The 20015-nt window shown below is 38.8% G+C and carries 20 protein-coding genes; 13 read left to right on the forward strand and 7 right to left on the reverse strand.

The annotated features are described in order from the left end of the window. Nucleotides 1–123: 123 nt before the first annotated feature. From tig to GR929_RS08280, 6 genes are all read left to right on the forward strand, one after another. Complete coding sequence (gene tig / locus GR929_RS08255; RefSeq protein WP_159518658.1) at nt 124–1479, forward strand: trigger factor; 1356 nt, start codon at nt 124–126, stop codon at nt 1477–1479. A gap of 141 nt (nt 1480–1620) precedes the next feature. Further along, a complete protein-coding gene (gene clpP, locus GR929_RS08260; RefSeq protein WP_159518660.1) occupies nt 1621–2295 on the forward strand; it encodes an ATP-dependent Clp endopeptidase proteolytic subunit ClpP in 675 nt (224 codons plus the stop codon). A gap of 21 nt (nt 2296–2316) precedes the next feature. Next, nucleotides 2317–3531 (forward strand): ATP-dependent Clp protease ATP-binding subunit ClpX, encoded by a 1215-nt coding sequence (clpX, locus tag GR929_RS08265; RefSeq protein WP_159518661.1) that lies wholly within the window; start codon nt 2317–2319, stop codon nt 3529–3531. A 58-nt stretch (nt 3532–3589) separates the two neighbouring features. After that, nucleotides 3590–4210 carry an ABC transporter ATP-binding protein gene (locus GR929_RS08270; RefSeq protein ID WP_159518663.1) on the forward strand — a complete coding sequence of 207 codons (621 nt, stop codon included), beginning with the start codon at nt 3590–3592 and terminating at the stop codon, nt 4208–4210. Beyond that, entirely contained in the window at nt 4165–4998 is an 834-nt protein-coding gene (locus tag GR929_RS08275; protein ID WP_159518665.1) for an ABC transporter permease, read from the forward strand. The genes GR929_RS08270 and GR929_RS08275 overlap by 46 nt, the downstream gene beginning before the upstream one ends. 93 nt (nt 4999–5091) lie before the next feature. Then, nucleotides 5092–6102 (forward strand): alpha/beta fold hydrolase, encoded by a 1011-nt coding sequence (locus GR929_RS08280; protein WP_235934163.1) that lies wholly within the window; start codon nt 5092–5094, stop codon nt 6100–6102. 2 nt (nt 6103–6104) lie between these two features. Here the strand turns inward: GR929_RS08280 and rmuC are convergent, their stop codons facing one another. After that, nucleotides 6105–7418 carry a DNA recombination protein RmuC gene (rmuC, locus tag GR929_RS08285; protein ID WP_159518667.1) on the reverse strand — a complete coding sequence of 438 codons (1314 nt, stop codon included), beginning with the start codon at nt 7416–7418 and terminating at the stop codon, nt 6105–6107. 122 nt (nt 7419–7540) lie between these two features. On the opposite strand from rmuC, the gene GR929_RS08290 reads away from it, so the two are divergent. Beyond that, the gene (locus tag GR929_RS08290; RefSeq protein WP_159518669.1) at nt 7541–8203 is read left to right on the forward strand and encodes a uracil-DNA glycosylase; all 663 of its coding nucleotides are present in this window, start codon (nt 7541–7543) and stop codon (nt 8201–8203) included. A 15-nt stretch (nt 8204–8218) separates the two neighbouring features. Here the strand turns inward: GR929_RS08290 and GR929_RS08295 are convergent, their stop codons facing one another. The 5 genes from GR929_RS08295 to GR929_RS08315 form a co-directional block, all read right to left on the reverse strand. Continuing rightward, complete coding sequence (locus GR929_RS08295; RefSeq protein ID WP_159518671.1) at nt 8219–9379, reverse strand: hybrid sensor histidine kinase/response regulator; 1161 nt, start codon at nt 9377–9379, stop codon at nt 8219–8221. A 137-nt stretch (nt 9380–9516) separates the two neighbouring features. Then, a complete protein-coding gene (locus tag GR929_RS08300) occupies nt 9517–11355 on the reverse strand; it encodes a sensor histidine kinase (RefSeq protein ID WP_159518673.1) in 1839 nt (612 codons plus the stop codon). A gap of 401 nt (nt 11356–11756) precedes the next feature. Further along, nucleotides 11757–12839 (reverse strand): 3-oxoacyl-ACP synthase III family protein, encoded by a 1083-nt coding sequence (locus GR929_RS08305; RefSeq protein WP_159518675.1) that lies wholly within the window; start codon nt 12837–12839, stop codon nt 11757–11759. Nucleotides 12840–12844: 5 nt separating this feature from the next. Continuing rightward, nucleotides 12845–13618: a UDP-2,3-diacylglucosamine diphosphatase gene (locus GR929_RS08310; protein ID WP_159518676.1), complete on the reverse strand. Its 774-nt coding sequence runs from the start codon at nt 13616–13618 to the stop codon at nt 12845–12847. A gap of 93 nt (nt 13619–13711) precedes the next feature. Continuing rightward, entirely contained in the window at nt 13712–14860 is a 1149-nt protein-coding gene (locus tag GR929_RS08315; protein ID WP_159518678.1) for a TlpA disulfide reductase family protein, read from the reverse strand. A gap of 162 nt (nt 14861–15022) precedes the next feature. Between GR929_RS08315 and GR929_RS08320 the strand changes: the two genes are divergently transcribed. The 3 genes from GR929_RS08320 to GR929_RS08330 all read left to right on the forward strand — a co-directional run bounded on the left by GR929_RS08320 (nt 15023) and on the right by GR929_RS08330 (nt 17982). Next, nucleotides 15023–15961: a bifunctional riboflavin kinase/FAD synthetase gene (locus GR929_RS08320; protein WP_159518680.1), complete on the forward strand. Its 939-nt coding sequence runs from the start codon at nt 15023–15025 to the stop codon at nt 15959–15961. 121 nt (nt 15962–16082) lie between these two features. Further along, a complete protein-coding gene (gene ahcY / locus GR929_RS08325) occupies nt 16083–17501 on the forward strand; it encodes an adenosylhomocysteinase (protein ID WP_235934165.1) in 1419 nt (472 codons plus the stop codon). Nucleotides 17502–17550: 49 nt separating this feature from the next. Continuing rightward, nucleotides 17551–17982, forward strand: a complete 432-nt coding sequence (locus tag GR929_RS08330) for a hypothetical protein (protein ID WP_159518682.1) — start codon at nt 17551–17553, stop codon at nt 17980–17982. Between the two features lie 4 nt (nt 17983–17986). On the opposite strand, the gene GR929_RS08335 is transcribed toward GR929_RS08330, so the two are convergent. Continuing rightward, the gene (locus GR929_RS08335) at nt 17987–18415 is read right to left on the reverse strand and encodes a Rieske (2Fe-2S) protein (RefSeq protein ID WP_159518684.1); all 429 of its coding nucleotides are present in this window, start codon (nt 18413–18415) and stop codon (nt 17987–17989) included. A gap of 76 nt (nt 18416–18491) precedes the next feature. Here GR929_RS08335 and GR929_RS08340 point away from each other — a divergent pair, with 76 nt between their 5' ends. The 3 genes from GR929_RS08340 to GR929_RS08350 all read left to right on the forward strand — a co-directional run bounded on the left by GR929_RS08340 (nt 18492) and on the right by GR929_RS08350 (nt 19962). After that, complete coding sequence (locus GR929_RS08340; RefSeq protein WP_159518686.1) at nt 18492–18920, forward strand: hypothetical protein; 429 nt, start codon at nt 18492–18494, stop codon at nt 18918–18920. Nucleotides 18921–19083: 163 nt separating this feature from the next. Next, the gene (gene greA, locus GR929_RS08345; protein WP_159518688.1) at nt 19084–19557 is read left to right on the forward strand and encodes a transcription elongation factor GreA; all 474 of its coding nucleotides are present in this window, start codon (nt 19084–19086) and stop codon (nt 19555–19557) included. A 9-nt stretch (nt 19558–19566) separates the two neighbouring features. Beyond that, a complete protein-coding gene (locus GR929_RS08350; RefSeq protein WP_159518689.1) occupies nt 19567–19962 on the forward strand; it encodes an HIT family protein in 396 nt (131 codons plus the stop codon). The last annotated feature ends 53 nt before the right edge of the window (nt 19963–20015 follow it).

Raw genomic sequence — 20015 nt, forward strand, 5'->3', positions numbered from 1 at the left:
CGCAATGCTTGATTATATTATCGAAGCATGCGGTTTTTATTGATTATAGACATAAGTTAAACTTGACAAAAAGAGTTAACTGTTTGATAATTTGAACATTTTCCATTTCTTAAGCGGAATTATATGAATATTACAAGAGAGAACATCAACGACCTAAATTCGATTGTTACTGTAAAGATCGAGAAAAACGACTACGAAGCTACAGTTGCCGAGCAATTGAAAGAATACCGTAAAAAAGCTAACATGCCAGGTTTCAGACCCGGCAAAGTTCCTGCAGGCTTGATTAAAAAGATGTATGGAAAAGCAATCCTTGCTGAAGAGGTCAATAAAATGTTGTCTGAAAACTTATCAAAATTCATCGTTGAAGAAAAATTAAATATCCTTGGAGAACCGCTTCCAAATGAAGATAAGACACCTTCGTTTGACTTTGAAACAGCACAAGATTTTGAATTCGCATTCGATATTGCTGTTGCTCCTGAAGTTGAAGTGAAATTTGACAAACGCAAAAAATATCCCTACTACCTGATTCAGGCTGATGATAAAATGATCGACCAACAAGTTGATCAGTACACCAGCAAATTTGGTGCAAATGAAGCTGCTGAGACGGTTGAAGATAAAGATACGATCCGCGGAAACTTTGTACAGCTTGACGCCGAAGGCAACGAATTGGAAGACGGAATCAAAGCTGAGCAAGTTGTCATTGCCGTTGATGTAATGAAAGACGAAGAGGTTAAGAAAGAAATTATTGGCAAAAAAGCCGGAGACACCATCGTATTCGATCCGATCAAGGTTTACGATAACCGTCACGAAGTCGGTCACATGCTGAATATTTCTCACGAAGAAGCTGAAAACGTTGAAGGTGACTTTAAATTCAAGCTTACTGAAATACTTCGATTTAAGAAGGCTGAAGTAAACGAAGACCTGTTCAAAAAAGCTTTTGGTGATGATACAGAGATCAAAACAGAAGAAGAATTCCGCAATAAATTGAAAGCTGATCTTGAGGAACAACTGAAATACTCAAGCGATTACAAATTCACTATCGATAGCCGCGACATCTTAATTGAAAAAATTGAGATGGAATTGCCGGAAGAATTTTTAAAACGTTGGTTGAAAACAACCAACAACGAATTGACTGACCAGCAAATAGAAGATGATTTTGATAATTTCATGAAAGATTTGCGTTGGCAATTAATTAAAGACCGCATTGCCAAAGACAATGAAATTGAAATCAAACAGGAAGATATTCAGGCAATGGCCAAGGAAGTTGCAGCAATGCAATTCCGGCAATACGGAATGTTCGACATGCCCGATGAGCAGTTGAACGCATTTGGCGAACAAATCCTTCAAAACAAAGAAGAAAAACAACGCATCACCACACGCGTTCAAGAAGATAAAATCATGGCCGTCATCAAAGAAAACGTTAGCATTGACGAAAAAGAAATTAGCCAGGAAGACTTTAACAAATTATTGGAAAAGTAGAAAATTAACAGTGCTGCTAGCTAGCGAGTAGCATAATTTTTTAACTTTGTAAAAACTGGTTTTCGACTTTAGCTGTTCACGCAGGGCTAAGTCATGAAAAACCAGACTTTACAAAGTTTTTTTTTAACCAGAAATATAAACATGAGCGATAAAAAAGAATTTCAAAAATATGCCCAGGGGCACATGGGAATCAGCAGCTTAACAATGCATCGCTACGATTCGTTGTTTACAAATAGTTTAACTCCATACATTATCGAGGAGCGGCAAATGAACGTAGCATCGATGGATGTTTTCTCTCGTTTGATGATGGATCGTATCATCTTTTTGGGAACACCAATCGACGATTACATTGCCAACATTATTATGGCACAGCTTCTTTTCCTCGAATCAACCGACCCCAGCAAAGACATCCAGATTTATTTTAACAGCCCGGGAGGATCCGTACATGCAGGATTGGGTGTATACGACACCATGCAATATATTTCACCGGACGTTGCCACAATTTGCACCGGAATGGCAGCATCAATGGGAGCTGTACTTTTAACAGCCGGAACAAAAGGAAAACGTTCAGCATTGAAGCATTCGCGAATCATGATTCATCAGCCAATGGGTGGTGCGCAAGGACAAGCTTCGGATATTGAAATTACAGCCCGTGAGATTTTAAAATTGAAAAAAGAATTGTACGACATTATTGCCAAACATTCAGACAATTCATACGAACAAGTTGAAAAAGACTCAGATCGCGACTACTGGATGACGGCTCAGGAAGCCAAAGAATACGGCATGATTGACGATATATTATTGAAAAACGAATAGAAGAGGAAGAAGGGGAAAACCATGGATAAATGTTCTTTTTGTGGAAAAGAGAAAAAAGACACGAACCTGTTGATTGCAGGAATGGACGGTCATATTTGCGACCACTGCATTGAACAGGCTTATGCCATAGTTGAAGAGGAATTTAAAAAAGATAGCGAATTCGATCTCAATGGATTGAAGCTTTTAAAGCCCAAAGAAATTAAAGAATTCCTTGATCAATATGTGATTGGTCAAGATCAGGCTAAACGGACTTTATCAGTAGCCGTTTACAATCACTATAAACGTTTAACTCAGAAAGTTTCGAACGACGAAACTGAAATTGAGAAGTCGAACATTATTTTGGTTGGACAAACAGGAACAGGTAAAACCTTACTAGCTCGTACTATTGCAAAAATGCTGCATGTTCCTTTCACAATTGTTGATGCTACTGTACTGACCGAAGCTGGCTATGTGGGTGAAGATATTGAAAGCCTGCTAACTCGTTTATTGCAAGCTGCCGATTACAATGTTGAAGCAGCAGAACGAGGCATTGTATTTATTGATGAGCTGGACAAGATAGCCCGTAAAGGCGACAATCCATCCATTACCCGTGATGTTTCAGGAGAAGGCGTTCAGCAAGGCCTTTTGAAACTATTGGAAGGAGCCACTGTCAATGTTCCTCCACAGGGAGGAAGAAAGCATCCGGAACAAAAAATGATTCCGGTAGACACGAAAAACATTCTCTTTGTTTGTGGTGGAGCTTTTGATGGTATCGAGAAAAAGATTTCAAAAAGATTGAATACCGCAGTGGTAGGTTTTGGGGCTCAAAAATTGGTTGATAATTTGGACCGAGAAAATATGCTGCAGTATATTTCACCTCAAGACTTGAAAAGTTTTGGTTTGATTCCTGAAATTATTGGCCGACTGCCGGTTTTAGCTTATTTGGAACCACTCGACAGACATGCTTTACGAAATATTTTGACTGAACCTAAAAATTCAATCATCAAACAATACGTTAAGCTGTTTAAACTCGATGAGATTGACCTGACATTTGAAGAAGAGGCGTTGGAATTTATTGTGGACAAGGCAGTAGAGTTTAAGTTGGGCGCGCGCGGGCTTCGATCAATCTGCGAAAGCATCATGCTTGATGCCATGTTCGACAGTCCTTCTGACGGCATAAGAGAGCTTGTCATCTCCAAAGAGTATGCACAAGAGAGAATTGACCGAAGCAATACACATCGACTAAAAGCAAGCTAATATAAATTCAGAGCCGGACTTGATCCGGCTTTTTTTGTCTTACTTTTCTTATTCTTCCATGATACGATTCAAGAATGTGTCCCTACAATTGGGGAATAAGCAGTTACTCAAAAACTTCAACCTTCGCATAAGCAAAGGAGATAAAGTGCTACTGGCAGCAGAATCAGGAACCGGAAAAACCAGCCTGCTCCGGCTTATTTTGGGCTTTAACGCTCCGGATGAAGGCAGAATTCTTTTCAATAAAAAAGTAATAACAACGGAGACCATCCATAAAGTAAGAAGGCAGATTGCCTATTTAAGTCAGGATGTGGATTTCCCGAATGGAAAAGTAAGCGAAGTTTTCAAGGACATCTTTGATTTTGAAGCAAACCGTCACATTAACTTTTCAGAAGAGCGACTAATTGAAAAGCTGGACGAATTCAACCTCGCCCATGAAATACTCAACAAAAATACCAGTATCATTTCGGGCGGCGAGCGTCAACGTTTAGGATGGGCTTTGATCCAACTTTTAGACCGTTCGGTTTTACTGCTCGATGAACCCACATCAGCCATGGATGAAAAGCAGAAACAGCGCTTCATCGACTTTGTTGCCAACACGAACAAAACAGTCATCTGCGTAAGTCACGATCCTGTTTGGCAAATCGAACCAATGAAAACGATAACCAGCTTTATCGCATGAATGCAGCCGATATTTCAATAAGTGGATTATTACTAGGGCTGTTGCTAATTGCCCCGACCTTACTAATTATTTGGCGACTGAAGCTTGGGTTTAATCAAAAACTTCTCGTTGCCGTTGGACGGATGTTGATTCAATTAGGTTTTGTGGGCGTTTACTTAAAGTATATATTTTTGCTAGACAATGCCTTTGTCAATTTAGCCTACATACTACTGATGGTACTCTTTGCTGCTCTTTCTGGCATTCGAAATTCGTCTCTCCGATTAAAAAAACTGTTGTTCCCTACTTTTACAGCCATGCTGTTGCCTACTCTCTTTACCATTTTCTATTTCAATCTGGCCATCGTCCAGATCGATCACATTTTTCAAGCAAACATCTTGATCCCAATTGCCGGACTCATGCTCGGCAACACCCTAAAAACAAATATTGTCGCCTTGAAATCATTCTTCAATATTGCTCAAAAAGAAGAAAAAACGTACCTTTTTTTACTGGCCAATGGAGCAACAAAGAATGAGGCCGCCCGCCCGTTTTTGAAAGAGGCTATCCGAACTGCAATGGCGCCCAACCTGGCAACTATGGCAACTGTAGGTTTGGTTTCTCTTCCGGGAGTAATGACGGGGCAAATATTGGGCGGATCTGATCCTATGCTTGCTGTGAAATATCAAATAATGGTGATGATTATTATCTTTTTCAATAGCCTGCTGAGCAATATTCTGCAATTGCTATTTGCGATTCGCAATGGGTTTGATAATCGAGATCAACTGAATAAGGAATTGCTTTCGAAAGCTTAAAATTATTTATTTAACAATTATTAAAAGTTAAATAGCTTCATTTCTAAACCATTGTTTCTTCTTCCTGTTAAATTAATCAAACACCGGAAAATTATGAATATGAAGCTAAATTCGATTATATCTCTTTTTATCTTATTATTAACTACAAACCTCAGTTTTGGTCAATCCGACAGCCTAAAAGTATTAGGATTAAACCTTGAAAATTACAACTATCCATTTGATGTCAATTACATCACCATCAACAGTCAGGGTGAAAACTACCAAATGGCCTATATGGATGTTCTGCCCGAGCATGCAAACGGGAAAAGCATTATGCTGCTTCATGGTAAAAATTTTAATGGAGCCTATTGGGAGCAAACCGCAGAGTACCTTACCAAAGAAGGGTTTCGAGTATTTATTCCCGACCAAATTGGATTCGGGAAGTCTTCAAAACCCGAACATTATCAATACACTTTTCAACAACTAGCAAGAAACACAAAAGCTATTCTGGACAGCCTGAAAATCGAAAAAATCAGCGTTTTGGGTCACTCGATGGGAGGCATGGTTGCCACTCGATTTGTTTTAATGTACCCCGAAATAACGGATAAATTTATTCTGGTAAACCCAATCGGCTTGGAAGACTGGAAACTAAAAGTGCCTTATAAACCAGTGGAATGGTGGTATAAAAACGAATTAGGGAAAGACTATGCTTCCATCAAAAAGTACCAGCTCGAAAGCTACTATGACAATCAATGGAAGCCCGAATACGACGAATGGGTCAACCTTCTGGCAGGATGGACTCTCAATATCGATTATCCGCGAATAGCATGGAACGCCGCCCTAACCTACGACATGATATTTACCCAGCCGGTTTGTTACGAATTCGAAAACATTAAAGCTCCGAGCTTGCTTATCATCGGTCAGCGCGACCGAACAGCACTGGGTAAACCTCTGGTTAGTCCGGAAGTTCGGAAAACCATGGGACGTTATCCTCAGCTGGGGCGACAAACACAGCAAAAAATTCCAACTTGCGAATTGGTTGAATTGGATAATATTGGACATCTTCCGCACATTGAAGCTTTTGATCGGTTTATTGAACCGCTGGTGATATTTTTAAAGAAATAGAACTATTCATCTAAATACTTTTTTGGTAGTTCTTTGCTGGCCTTAGCTCCAAGCTCCCGAAGTTTTTCGGCTGAGCGAACCAAGTTTCCACGTCCGTCATTCAACTTATTCATCGCCAAATCATAGTTTCTACGGGTTTGTTCAATATTGACTCCAATCTTTTCGAGGTCGCCAATAAAATTGACAAATTTATCGTAAAGGGCACCTCCCTGACGGGCAATTTCCATGGCATTCCGCGTTTGATTTTCCTGCTGCCAAATGGAGGCGATTGTGCGCAAAGTAGCAAGCAGAGTTGACGGGCTAACGATGACAACTTTGTTGTCCCAGGCGTAGGAAAACAAATCCTGATCAGCCTCAATGGCCACACTGAACGACGATTCAATTGGTACAAAAAGTAAAACAAAATCGGGACTATTTATCCCCTGAGCGCTTTGATAATGCTTGTCACTCAGTAATTTGACATGACTTTTAATACTTGACAGGTGATTCTTGATATGCTTCAATCGCTCCACCTCTTCGGTGGAGTTCACCATACGTTCGTACGCTACCAACGACACTTTCGAATCAACGATAATATGCTTTTGCTCCGGCAAGTGGATTACCACATCAGGCTGCAGGCGTGAACCATTTTCGCCAATCGTACTAAACTGCTTTTCGAACTCACGTCCTTCTGTCAATCCCGAGCGCTCAAGTATCCGCTCCAAAATCACCTCTCCCCAGTTTCCCTGCTTCTTCACATCGCCTTTCAGTGCTTTGGTCAGGTTATTGGCTTCATCGCTAATCTTCAGGTTCAAATCATGCAGTTTTTTTAACTCGGCTTTCAGGTCAGTCTGATCTTTTAAACCTTTCTCATAAGTGTCTTCTACTTTCTTCTCAAACAACTGAATTTTTTCTCGCAGGGGACTCAGAATTTCACTGATATTTTTTTGATTCACCTCTGTAAAATCCTGTGTGTTCTGTTTTAATATTTTATGGGCTATGTTTTCAAATTCAGTTGTAAATTTCTTTTGAAGCGATTCCATCTCCTGCTTCTGAGTTATTAACTTTTCCTGTAAATTGGCAAATTCCACTTCCGCCCTGGCTAATCGCTGGGCTTGTTGCTCATTTTCCACTTCCGAAGTTTCCAGCTTCTGTGTAAGTTGTTCTTTATCTGCCTGCAAATAAGTGACGCGTTCTTCTAGTTGAACTTTTACCTTTTCGTAATCATTACGAATTGATAACATGTCATTTTCTGATCCTTTCGATTTCAATTTCGACATCAACAAGGCAACAATAACGCCAATAACCACCCCAGCAATCAGATAGACAAATTCCATATTTCAGTATTTTGAAAACTAAAGTACAAAGAAGAATACTATTGAGAAAGCAATTTAGTTATCAGAATTTGCTATTTGAAAATTGAGTGCTATTTTAGATTCTGCAAAGTAAAACGGATCTCATGGATGTAAAAATAGAAGCAAGCTGGAAAGAAGTTCTAACCAACGAATTTGAAAAAGATTATTTCAAAAATCTGACGAAATTCGTACATGAAGAGTACCGAACCTCAAATGTCTACCCTCCTGCCAAGCTCATTTTCAATGCTTTTGATCAATGCCCGTTCAGCCAGTTAAAAGTTGTTATACTCGGCCAAGATCCCTATCATGGCCCCGGTCAGGCTCATGGTTTGTGTTTCTCGGTAAACGATGGCATTAAATTTCCGCCCAGCTTACGAAATATTTTCAAGGAAATGCAAAATGATGTTGCAAAACCAATTCCCCAATCGGGCAATTTAACCAATTGGGCCAAGCAAGGAGTTCTTCTTTTAAATGCGACACTGACTGTTCGTGCCGGGCAAGCTGGTTCGCACCAGAAAAAAGGATGGGAAGAATTTACAGACGCTGTGATTCATAAAATCAATGAGCAAAAAGAGCATGTGGTGTTTATTTTGTGGGGAAGCTATGCAATAAAAAAAGGTGAATTTATCGACCAAAGCAAACACCTGGTTTTAACATCGGTTCACCCATCACCGCTGTCGGCCAGCCGGGGTTACTTTGGAAATAATCATTTCAGTAAAACAAATGCCTTTCTGTCTGAAAAAAATATACCCGAGATCAAATGGTAAATATTCCGGATAGGATTATTCTTGAGTCTTTGGTATGGTAAAGTAAAACGTAGATCCTTTGCCAGGTTTTGATTTAAACCAAATTTCGCCCCCTAATATTTCGACAAAAGATTTCGATATCGGCAATCCCAGTCCGGCACCACCAAAGTTACGCGCACTCCCTTCGTCAGCCTGTCTAAACCGCTCAAAAATCACCTTTCTCTCTGCATCCTCAATACCAATTCCAGTATCACGCACGTAAAAGACATAGCTTTTTTCGGTTTCATCAACACCAAACTCAACATATCCCTCATTGGTAAATTTCAATCCGTTTTTAATCAAATTCAGTAAAATCTGTGTCAATTTCCTTTCATCGGTAAATAAAACATAATTCGTATTGGGAATGTCATTTTGTACTAATTGAATCCCTTTTCTTTCAAAATCAGGAGACAACATCGTATGAACGTACGAAAAAGTCTTTTGAAGATCTACGTCTGTTTTTGTTAGTTGAATCTGGTTAGATTCTATTAGTGAAATATCAAGAACGCTATCAATTATTTGAGTGAGCTGCTGGCATGACTCACGTATTATTGAGGCGTATTTTTCTCTTTTTTGAAAATCGTTGCTGATAACAAGAAGTTCTGAGAATCCCAAAATACCGTTCAACGGGGTTCTTATTTCATGACTCATGTTAGAAAGAAAAACTGATTTCAACCGATCGCTCTCTTCAGCTTTTTGTTTGGCTTTCAACAACTCTTTATTCTGCTCTTTTATCTCTTGTTGTGCAAAATCGAGCTTTTTCTTTTCTTTTTCTTCTTGAATAGCTCTCTTTATAGATGAAACCAACCTAGCCATTCGGTCTTTCAAAATATAATCGACAGCTCCTAATCTTAGGAGTTCTACCGCATTTTCCTCCCCAATAGTACCTGAGATACAGATAAAAGGGATATCAGGACAACATGATTTTGCGATTCCCAAAGCTTCTCTTGCATCAAAACCCTGGAGTTCATAATCTGAAAGGATAATATCGAAACCGGCGGAAGTTGTCAATTGGTTTTCAAACTCTTTCTTCGTTGCAACACTAACAAAATCCAATTCGAATTCATCCTCCAAAATATCTCGTACGATGGCTACATCCATTGGAGAGTCTTCCAGGTAAATAAGGTGTAACCGTTGTTTGATACTTTTAGGTTTCATGAAGTTTTAATGGTAAATATTATTTAAAATATACAATAAAACAAAATCACATCAGTAACATACTCTCAACTTAGCGTCGGTTAATAAAACTTACTTAGTGCTTCTAAAATTGCATCTTTTAGCACACTTAGTAACCATTATACAACGGGCAAACTAAAAAAAAATGTAGCGCCGTCCCCGGGTTTGCTTTTTGCCCAAATGCGGCCACCGTGTCTGATTATGATTTTTCGGACTATGGCCAAGCCAACACCAACGCCTTCGAATTCCTCGGCCGAATGCAGCCGTTGAAATGTTGAGAACAGTTTATCCTTATACTTTTCATCAAAGCCCACTCCATTGTCTTTTACTGCAAAAATATGCTCTTTCTCTGTTGTCGTGCAGCGAACTTCAATTTTCGAAATTTCAGTTTTAGAGGAGTATTTGATGGCATTATTTAATAAATTTATCCATACCTGACGCAGCAGGGCAGGGTCTCCAAAAACACTAGGGAGAGATTTGATTTCCCAAGCAATAACGCGACTCGAAAAATCATCTTCCACAGTTTTCCTACATTCCGCAACTAAAATATTCATGTCGAAGTTTCTCTTATTAAGATCACTTCGCGTAATCCTCGAAAAACTCAATAGCTCCTGAATCAAATGATTCATTTCGGTTGCTGACTCTTCAATATATCTTAAGTAAACAGATTCATCTGCTGATAGTTTACCTTCAAATTTCGTAGTTATATGTTTTGAAAAACTTATAATCCGCCTTAACGGGGCTCTTAAATCATGAGAAACTGAGTAAGCAAAAGATTCTAATTCGTCATTAGCTATTTCAAGATTTTCATTACTTCTTAGCAACTCTGCCGTGCGGGCTTGCACTTGTTTTTCTAATGAATTATTTAAATGACTTAATTGTGCTACTAACTGATTTCGCTTAACTAACAAATGACTTAGAAGGTACGAAATACCGCAAATAATCAAGAATGAGGCTATCAGGCTTAATATAAACAAACGTCGAATTTCATTCAATTCGGGCAATTCGCTTAGCCTGATTCTAATCACTGTAATCCAATTATTAGCAGGATCCGATATTATCTCATTATCTTCTAATATCATATTATTCTTTAAATCATAGTCCAACGAAAAATGACGAAAAACAAACAAATTATTATCCTGAATGATATTCCCGACTTTGTTGTTTTCAAGCAATTGCCATACTTCCGGATAATAATTCATAAAATTCTCATTTAGCTTATCATCAAACATAAACCCATACTGAAACTGATCATCTGAAGATGTTAACCAATAACCATTTGAATTTAAAAGCATAAAATCACGTTCCCACGTATCATCGTTTTTTGTCAACCATTCAAATAAATCATTGAGATACTGGTTGATAACAACAACACCAACCAAGTCACTGTCGCGGCTATAAATGGGTGTCCCAAACCTTATAACACGCTGATGTGGAAGCTCAATCCTGCCCCTTTCAATATTTAAATCAATAGGTGAAACATATATTTTACCCTCAGGAAGCTTACTGGTCTTCTCAAAATAATCTCGCCCACTCTTATTCTGAAGACGCTCGGGTGACACAACCTCAAGCTCATCATTAACCCAGTTCAGTCGAATTCGTTCAACACCCGAAAAATCAATGAACCGAATCTGCTTATAATTCCAATTCTGATTGGCCAATGATTCCATAACGTCTAAAAGCTCCACTTTGGAAGAAGAGTTATCCAAACTCATATAGTCAATCACCGAAGTATTAATTGCCAAAAATTCTAAATCATTAATTGACGATGTAAATAACGAGCGTATCAGATCGTTTCGTTGCGAGAGATAGTCAGTATAGTAATTAACATGTGCTTCAAGAATTCTATCTTTCTCATCATGATATACATAAAAAGAAATACTCCCTATTAAAATAAAGAAGACTAGAAAAATAGGAAGAAAATAAAATAAGTATTTTTTTAATAAATTTCGCTTCATTCGAATAAATCAAAATCTGCATAAAAATGCCCATTAATAACTTCACCAACATGCCATAAAACTTTCCTTAAGAGGATATTAAATCACATCTATTTTATCATGATCTATTTTATCTATGAAACATAGGAAAACAGTCATATATATTAACAGAACAACACTGTAAGATTATAGTTTATTATGTACTAAAATTAACTATCAACTTTTCATATACTCTATTTTTCAATTTTAGGCAGTGCTGTTTCCCCTACCCCCGCTATAGCGCTTGTGTAACGTGCACCAAGGCATGAAACTACCAAACGATCGTCCTCCTGTGTGACAAATTTTGATCATGGTCGTTTCATTAAATAAAAAAAGCTGCTCCAATTTCTTGAAGCAGCTTCTAAATATTGTAATTGATTCGTTTACCACTTATAAATGATGGAATTGATGTTCATACCTGCGCCTACAGAACAAAGAATAATATAATCTCCTTCGTTAATCTCTTGATTTTCCAGTTTACCTTTTACAATTAGATCGAGCAGGGTCGGCACAGTAGCAGTCGACGAATTTCCAAGCTTATCGATACTCATCGGCATAATTCCTTTTGGAATATCCTTTTCCTTATAAAGCTTGAAAACACCTTTCAATATTGCTTCATCCATTTTTTCATTGGCTTGGTGAATAAGCACTTTTTTGATGTCGCTTAGCTGCAATCCGGCCTTCTCAATACTGTCTTTCACCACGCCGGGGACATGATTTAAGGCGTACACATACAACTTATGTCCGGCCATTTTGATAAACAAATCATCTCTGTCATAATCCGGGTTCAAAGAGTCGCCCATTGTCAGAAGATTGGCAAATGGAATTGAATCGGATCGGCTAGATTGGGCTAAAATACCAATAGGTTCTTCAGACCAAACGCCTTCAACAACAGTTGCTCCGGCTCCATCAGCGTAAATCATGGTGTCTCGGTCGTGAGGATCTGCAATTCGGCTAAGCACATCGGCACCGACAACAACTCCTTTGTTGTACGTTTCACTCTTAATATAGGCATTGGCCACAATCATTCCCTGAGTCCAACTTGGGCATCCCGATATTACATCGTGGCAAATACAGGCCGGATTTTTCAGTCCAAGCTTACCTTTTACTTTGTTAGCCAACGAAGGCAACACATCCATATGTGTTCTTCCTTTCTGAACATCTCCAAAATTGTGTCCAATGATTATAAATTCCAGCTCATCCAACTCAATACCTGCAGAATCACAAGCATCCTTTATTGCCTCAGCAGCAATATCCGAATCCACCTGGTCATCTTTCACCCATCGACGCTCCTCAATATTGGTAATCTCATGGAATTTTTGAATGATCTCTTCATTGGTCTTCTCAAAAGGTTTCTTCGAGGAAGGATCATAAAAACGGTAATCAGAAAAATAGTCATTTTTTATTACCTGTTCAGGAATACAGCTTCCTGTTCCAATAATCTTTGTGTATAACTTCTTAGCCATAACAATCAATTCATAGGCTTTTCGCCCGGACCTTTATATTTTTTCAATTCAAATTTTTCGCCATCAAAAACTCCATAGGAGTAATGTGTAATCCAGTCGCCCAAATTAATGTATCTGGATTTTTTTTCAAGGGGCAAATCTAATAACAAATGCCGATGACCAAAAATAAAATAGTCAACTTCTTCATCTTCAAGCACCGATTTTGCAAAATGGAGAAGCCCTTCTTTATCTTCGCCATGAAACGGAACGCTCATTCCTTTCGTTAAACGGCTCTTTTTTGACCATTTGTGAGCCAGATAAATTCCCAGATTCGGATGAATTCGTGCATACATCCACTGCAAAAAACGATTGGTAAATAACTTTTTCAGGAAATGGTAGCCTTTATCGTAAGGATCAAGCCCGTCACCATGTGCCAAAAAGAATTTCTTCCCGGAGAAGGAAATACGCATCTCGGAGCGATGAATCTGCACGCCTAATTCCGAAGGCAAATAATCAAACACCCAAACATCATGATTTCCTGTGAAAAAATGAACAGGGATACCGGAATCAGCGATCTCTGCTATTTTTCCTAAGGTGCGCACAAACCCCCGAGGGACTACTTTTTTGTATTCAAACCAGTAGTCGAAAATATCACCCAACAAAAAAAGAGCTGCCGCATCCTGCTTTATGTCGTCAAGCCAGGCAACAAATTTTTGTTCGCGTTCCCTGTTGTTATCAAGTGCCGGGGCTCCTAAATGAATGTCGGAAACAAAATATATTTTGCTTTTTGAGTTCGTCAATGTGTAGCTGTTCTTGTGTAAAAAAACCTGACAAATATACCAGTAAAAAATAAGTTATCAGAAAATAAAATTCAAAAAAGACGGACTGAAAAACTAATCCAAAAGCTCTTTCAATAATTTATCTAAAGCTGGCCCTTTAACGTTTTTGGCTATAATCACCCCTTCTTCATCCAACAGGTAATTGTATGGCAACTCCTGAACGTTGTAATTAGAAACCGCCTTCGTACTACCTTCCATATCGCCTACATTAGTCCATTTTAGCCCATCCTTGTCAATGGCATCGACCCACTCGTAACGATTTTGATCTAAGCTAACCTGATAGATTTCAAAACCTTTGCGGCTGTATTTGTTGTAAAGCTCAACTAACACAGGATTCATAATGCGTGATCCACGATCTTGAGACGCCCAAAACTGAAGTAAAACATATTTTCCCTGTAACGAAGAAAGAGCAACCTCCTTCCCATCTGGGTTCGGCAAAAGAATCTCGGGACTATTCGTGCCTTGTTCCTGAATAAATTGCTGCATTTTAGCGTTCCGCTCATCCTTCATCAACTTGATGGTGTTTGCATATAAAGCTTTCACGTGCTCTGATTCCGGATAAAAAGAATTCAATGCAGATGCAGCTGTTTTTAACGACTGTAAATCCTGAATAACAAAGTTATCATTGTCGAACTTTTGATAAAGCGCTAACACGTTAGCCATAGAAAACGGATGTGCATTAACGAAGTTTTGTGAATATTCTCGTTGATTTTGCACAACATCACTGTATTCTTTATCCCATTTCTTTTTCAATTCCGTATAATTTGGATCTGTTCGAAACATGACATGCAAAGAAGCAATTGAGTCCAGCTTGTGTTTTGTTTCACTTAGTTGCTGATTCAAATCCTGAACCAAAGACGAACCTTCGGAGCCACTAACCCGATAATCGCGCGAAAAGTTGGCGGCATCGCCTGCAACCTCAACTTGTTCGGCCGAATCAATCAGCAAAGTAATAAAATTCTTCTCGCTCAACTTAAGCAGAAAAAAAGTGGGATGATGAACAACCCCGTCAAACTCAAACTTCCCATTCTTACCAATTTTTACCGAATCAACAGCTTCTGAAGAGGAGACTTTCAATTCATCCAGATAAATGTATTTTTCTTCAGCATTGGTTATCGTTCCTGAAATTTTGTAATGTGTTGAATCATCACATGCTACAGCAAAGGCAGCAATTAAAATAACGAATACAATTATTCTTTTCACGTTTCAGATATTTTATCAGTTTTTATCGGTGGGTAAAAATAATAATTTACAAATCAAATACAGGAGATGTGTGAATTCTTTTGGAAGTTGCACCTGTTTTCAGATATAACTGCGATAAAAAACAAAAATGTGCTACTTTTGACAGTTGAAAATTAGGCTTAAATGAAAGTTTATCGAGACATCGACCAATTTCATGTAAAAAAACCAGTACTCACCGTGGGCTCTTTTGACGGTGTTCATCTGGGGCACCGAAAAGTTATTGACCGATTAAAGGAAATTGCCAAACGAAACAAAGGTGAATCTGTCATCTTTACATTTTCGCCACACCCAAGGCTGGTGCTTAACAAGCAAAAAGGCAGCCTTCGCCTGTTAACTACGCTGGATGAAAAAATTGAACTACTTGAAAAGGCGGGCATCGATCATTTAATCATCTTTCCATTCACCAAAGAGTTCTCTGAGCTAAGTTATACTGATTTTGTTCGGATTATCTTGGTGAAACAATTAAATATCCACACGCTGGTTGTTGGTCACGATCATAGATTTGGTAAAGATCGTAAAGGAGATTTTGAAATGCTTCAAGGGCTTTCGATGGCTTTCAATTTTCAACTCGAACAACTTGATGCGCTCATGTCTGACGACATTCGGGTTAGTTCTACGAAGATACGCGAGTCGCTGGAGAATGGCACTATTGATAGAGCAAACAAACATTTGGGATATCCATTCAGCTTGCACGGCAAAGTTGTGGAGGGACAAAAGCTAGGAAGAAAAATCCAATTCCCCACTGCTAATATTGAAGCCTCTGATCCTCATAAAATTATTCCCGGCTTTGGTGTTTACGCAGTTAAACTACTTATTGATGGTACCGCCCACCAAGGTATGCTTAATATTGGCACACGCCCAACCATTAACAATAACGCTGATCACCGCAGCATAGAAGTGCACTTATTTGATTTTAATCAAGATATCTACAACAAAGAAGTTGAACTGAAATTCATTTCCAGAGTACGAGAGGAAAAAAAGTTCGGGTCAATTGATGGTTTGCGTACCCAACTGGAACTGGATAAAGTCAATGTAAAGAAATTCTTCAAAACCCTAAAATAGACCGAGACTAATTCTTCGATTCCAGACCCCACTCGTCTGTTAATAAGAATTAAACAAAATAGTTTCAGTGTGGTTATTTAGCTGAAATAACTATCTTTGCACCTCTAAAATTGAAGACATTATGACAACAATGACAGAACAGAAAGTTGATTATAAAGTAGCTGATATTTCTTTAGCTGATTACGGAAGGAAAGAAATTGAAATTGCTGAAAAAGAAATGCCCGGACTGATGTCGGTTCGTGAAAAATATGCTGCCGAAAAGCCGCTTAAAGGAGCCCGCGTTATGGGGTCGTTGCACATGACTATTCAAACAGCTGTTTTAATTGAAACCCTGGTTGAACTGGGAGCCGATGTTCGTTGGGCGAGCTGCAACATTTTCAGCACGCAAGATCACGCAGCGGCAGCCATTGCAGCGTCAGGAGTGCCCGTTTTTGCATGGAAAGGTGAAACGTTGGCCGAATACTGGTGGTGCACCGAACGTGCTTTGGATTTTGGAAACGGACAAGGCCCAAGCTTGATTGTTGATGATGGTGGCGATGCTACTGTTATGATCCACCATGGTTATGCCGCAGAGGATACTCCTTCCATATTGGATGCTAAACTTGATGCTGAAGACGAGATTGAACTCAACAAAATCCTGAAGCGTATTGCCCAGGAAGATCCCAAACGTTGGCATCGGACAGCACCTGAAATCAAAGGAGTGTCGGAAGAAACAACAACAGGAGTTCATCGCTTGTACCAAATGATGGAAAAAGGCAATTTATTGTTCCCTGCTTTCAATGTCAATGATTCTGTTACAAAATCCAAATTCGACAACTTGTATGGCTGTCGCGAATCTTTGGCTGATGGCATCAAACGTGCGACAGACGTAATGATAGGTGGAAAAGTTGTTGTTGTTGCCGGTTACGGCGATGTTGGTAAAGGTTGTGCCAAATCGATGAAAGGATATGGCGCCCGTGTAATCGTGACCGAAATAGATCCAATTTGTGCATTGCAAGCTGCCATGGAAGGCTTTGAAGTAAAAACCATGGAAGAAGCACTGGATGAAGGAAACATTTATGTGACAACAACCGGAAATAAAGACATTATCACAGCCGAGCATATGGCCGGCATGAAAGATCAAGCAATTGTTTGCAACATTGGCCACTTCGATAATGAAATTCAGGTTGCTAAACTTGAACAATGGCCTGGCGTTGAAAAACTCAACATCAAACCTCAGGTTGATAAATACACTTACGAAGATGGTCATTCAATCTACTTGCTGGCTGAAGGTCGTTTGGTAAATCTGGGATGTGCTACCGGACACCCTTCATTTGTGATGAGCAACTCGTTTACCAACCAAACTCTGGCCCAAATTGAACTTTGGAAAAACGAATACAAAACCGATGTATACCGTCTTCCAAAACATTTGGATGAAGAAGTTGCCCGCCTACATCTTGAGCAACTGGGAGTGAAGCTTACCAAGCTTTCGAAAGATCAGGCAGAGTACTTAGGCGTGCCGGAAGAAGGACCCTACAAACCAGAACATTATCGTTATTAATTGATATTATAAAGCAGCCTTCGGGCTGCTTTTTTTTGTATCTTCGGACATGTCTGACAAAAAGCGACATGAAAAGAAGGTATTTCAGCTTTTTAAGAATTTAATTGATGACTTTCCAAAAGGTAAAGTGATTCAGAATGAATCACCTGATTTTCTATTGCGTCTTAATCCAAAAAAAGCCATTGGGATAGAGCTGACAGAACTCCGCGGACAAACTTTTTACGAAAACCAGGGACATTTCGAAAATCCGGATTTACTGTTTCAACACATTGAGAATACGATTTCTGCTAAAGAAGAAAAAATATACCTCTACCAAAAAGTGAAACCAGTAGAGCTTTGGCTTCTGATTCACATTCAGTCTTTCCATGGGAAACTAAACTTTCACTACCGCAACAAACTATGCAACTGGAGTTTCAATTCGTCCTTCGACCGTATCTACTTATTGGAGATAAAAAACAAGGACTTACACCAGATATGTTAGCTTCTTAATTCGTAATGTACAAGCGATTTGCAGAAAGGCTGGCCCTGTATTGCTTTAATGGTTCAGCTGAAGGTCCGCTAATGACATATCCGCCATCCAGCAAGTTATATTGCGTACTACAGCACGGGCATGTTCCAATTACACCATCGGCTTCAATCCGGCACTGAAAATCGACCTCATACGGGCAAGTTACATCGTATGCATAAAACGAGACTCCGTTATTGATTACCACGATACCTCCATATCCAACTCCATAAAAAAAGACAGGAAATCCAACCGTATTCAGCGCATTGTAATTAACAAGGTTGACAGAATAATTAACGTTAACATACGGAATGGCCGAATCGAAGTCGTCTTTACATGCCGGAGTAATCGACAAAATAAGCAGGAGCAAGAAAAACAACTTACGTACTGATCGTTTTATGCCATTCATTTTTTATACCTTTATAAAAGCTAAACAACGAAATGGCAAATTTATTTTGTCATTCCTTCAGCAAAATTAATATAAAATGGAAGATTACATATTCATAATCATTGCAATCGTGCTTTCTATTGTAGGTGCTTTAAACCAAAACAAGAAAAAGAAAGCCATGCAAGAACAACAAGACGGCGATGAACAACATCATGAACCATCTTTTTTTGAACAAATCTTTGATGATCCTGTTTTTCAGGAGGAAGAAATTCAGGTTGATAAAGTCCCTGTAAAAACAGAAACACCAGAGGTGAAGAAGCCCGAAAAAAGAGTGCCGCATAAACCACTTCAATCATCATTAATGAAAAAAACAGAAATTAGTGGTTCTATTGACGACAATATTGGAGCAGCTATTGGAGAAGAAGAATACGACGAAACACAAGAAACCACAAGAGAATCAATCATGAACGGATTTTCATTAAAAAAAGCTGTTATATATTCTGAGATTATCAACAGAAAATATTAGAACCAATTAATAAACAATATTTTATATCCATTTCGGGCTAACTGCTTTCGCAAATATTAAAAATTTTATATAGCTTTGTAGCACTAAAGAGTTCCGCTCGTTCGGAATTCTTTTTTCTTTTATATAAAGCCAAGTCACATATTATTATAAAAAGTAAATTACAATGGGAAAAGTGACCTATATCACCCAAGGAGGGTTAGATAAGTTAAAAAAGGAACTCGAACACTTAATGAATGTTGAACGTCCGTCTATTTCAAAGCAAATTGGTGAGGCGATCGAAAAAGGAGATATATCTGAAAATGCGGAATACGATGCAGCCAAAGATGCTCAGGGAATGCTTGAGGCAAAAATTGCTCAGCTACGCGGCAAAATTGCTAATGCACGTATTATTGATGAGTCAAAAATTGACACTTCATCCGTTCAGATTCTGAATAAAGTAACGATTAAGAACAAAAAGAATAATGCCACAATGAAGTACACCATTGTGTCGGAGCACGAAGCGGATTTAAAATCAGGTAAGATTTCAATTGAAACTCCAATCGCTAAAGGCTTGTTGGGCAAAAAGGTGGGCGATGTTGTTGAAATCCAGGTACCATCCGGAATAATTCCTTTCGAAATTATTGACATTGCACTTTAAAACAAAGTTATGGCTAGTCTTTTTACCAAAATTGTGAACGGCGAAATTCCTGCTTATAAAGTTGCTGAAGATGAAAACTTTTTGGCCTTTTTAGATATTTCGCCAACAGCCAAAGGACATACTTTAGTTATCCCGAAAAAGGAAGTTGACTACCTGTTCGACCTTGACGAAGAGACTTACACTGGCTTAAACCAGTTTGCAAGAAAAGTTGCCACCGGATTGAAAGAAGCGATTCCGTGTGTAAAAGTCGGCGTCATGGTTCTTGGTCTTGAAGTTCCTCATGCTCATATTCATCTAGTCCCCATGCAATCGGAACGCGACTTGCTAAATTTTTCGGACAAAGTGGAAATGAGCCAGGAAGAATTTGAAAATGTAAGAGCCAAAATCGCTGCTAAAATCGAATAATCGAGAGTAAATAAATCAATCAAGCCATCCTGATTAAGGGATGGCTTTTTTTA

Source organism: Sunxiuqinia indica (genome assembly GCF_009847015.1).
In the GTDB taxonomy this organism is placed as follows: Bacteria; Bacteroidota; Bacteroidia; order Bacteroidales; family Prolixibacteraceae; genus Sunxiuqinia; species Sunxiuqinia indica.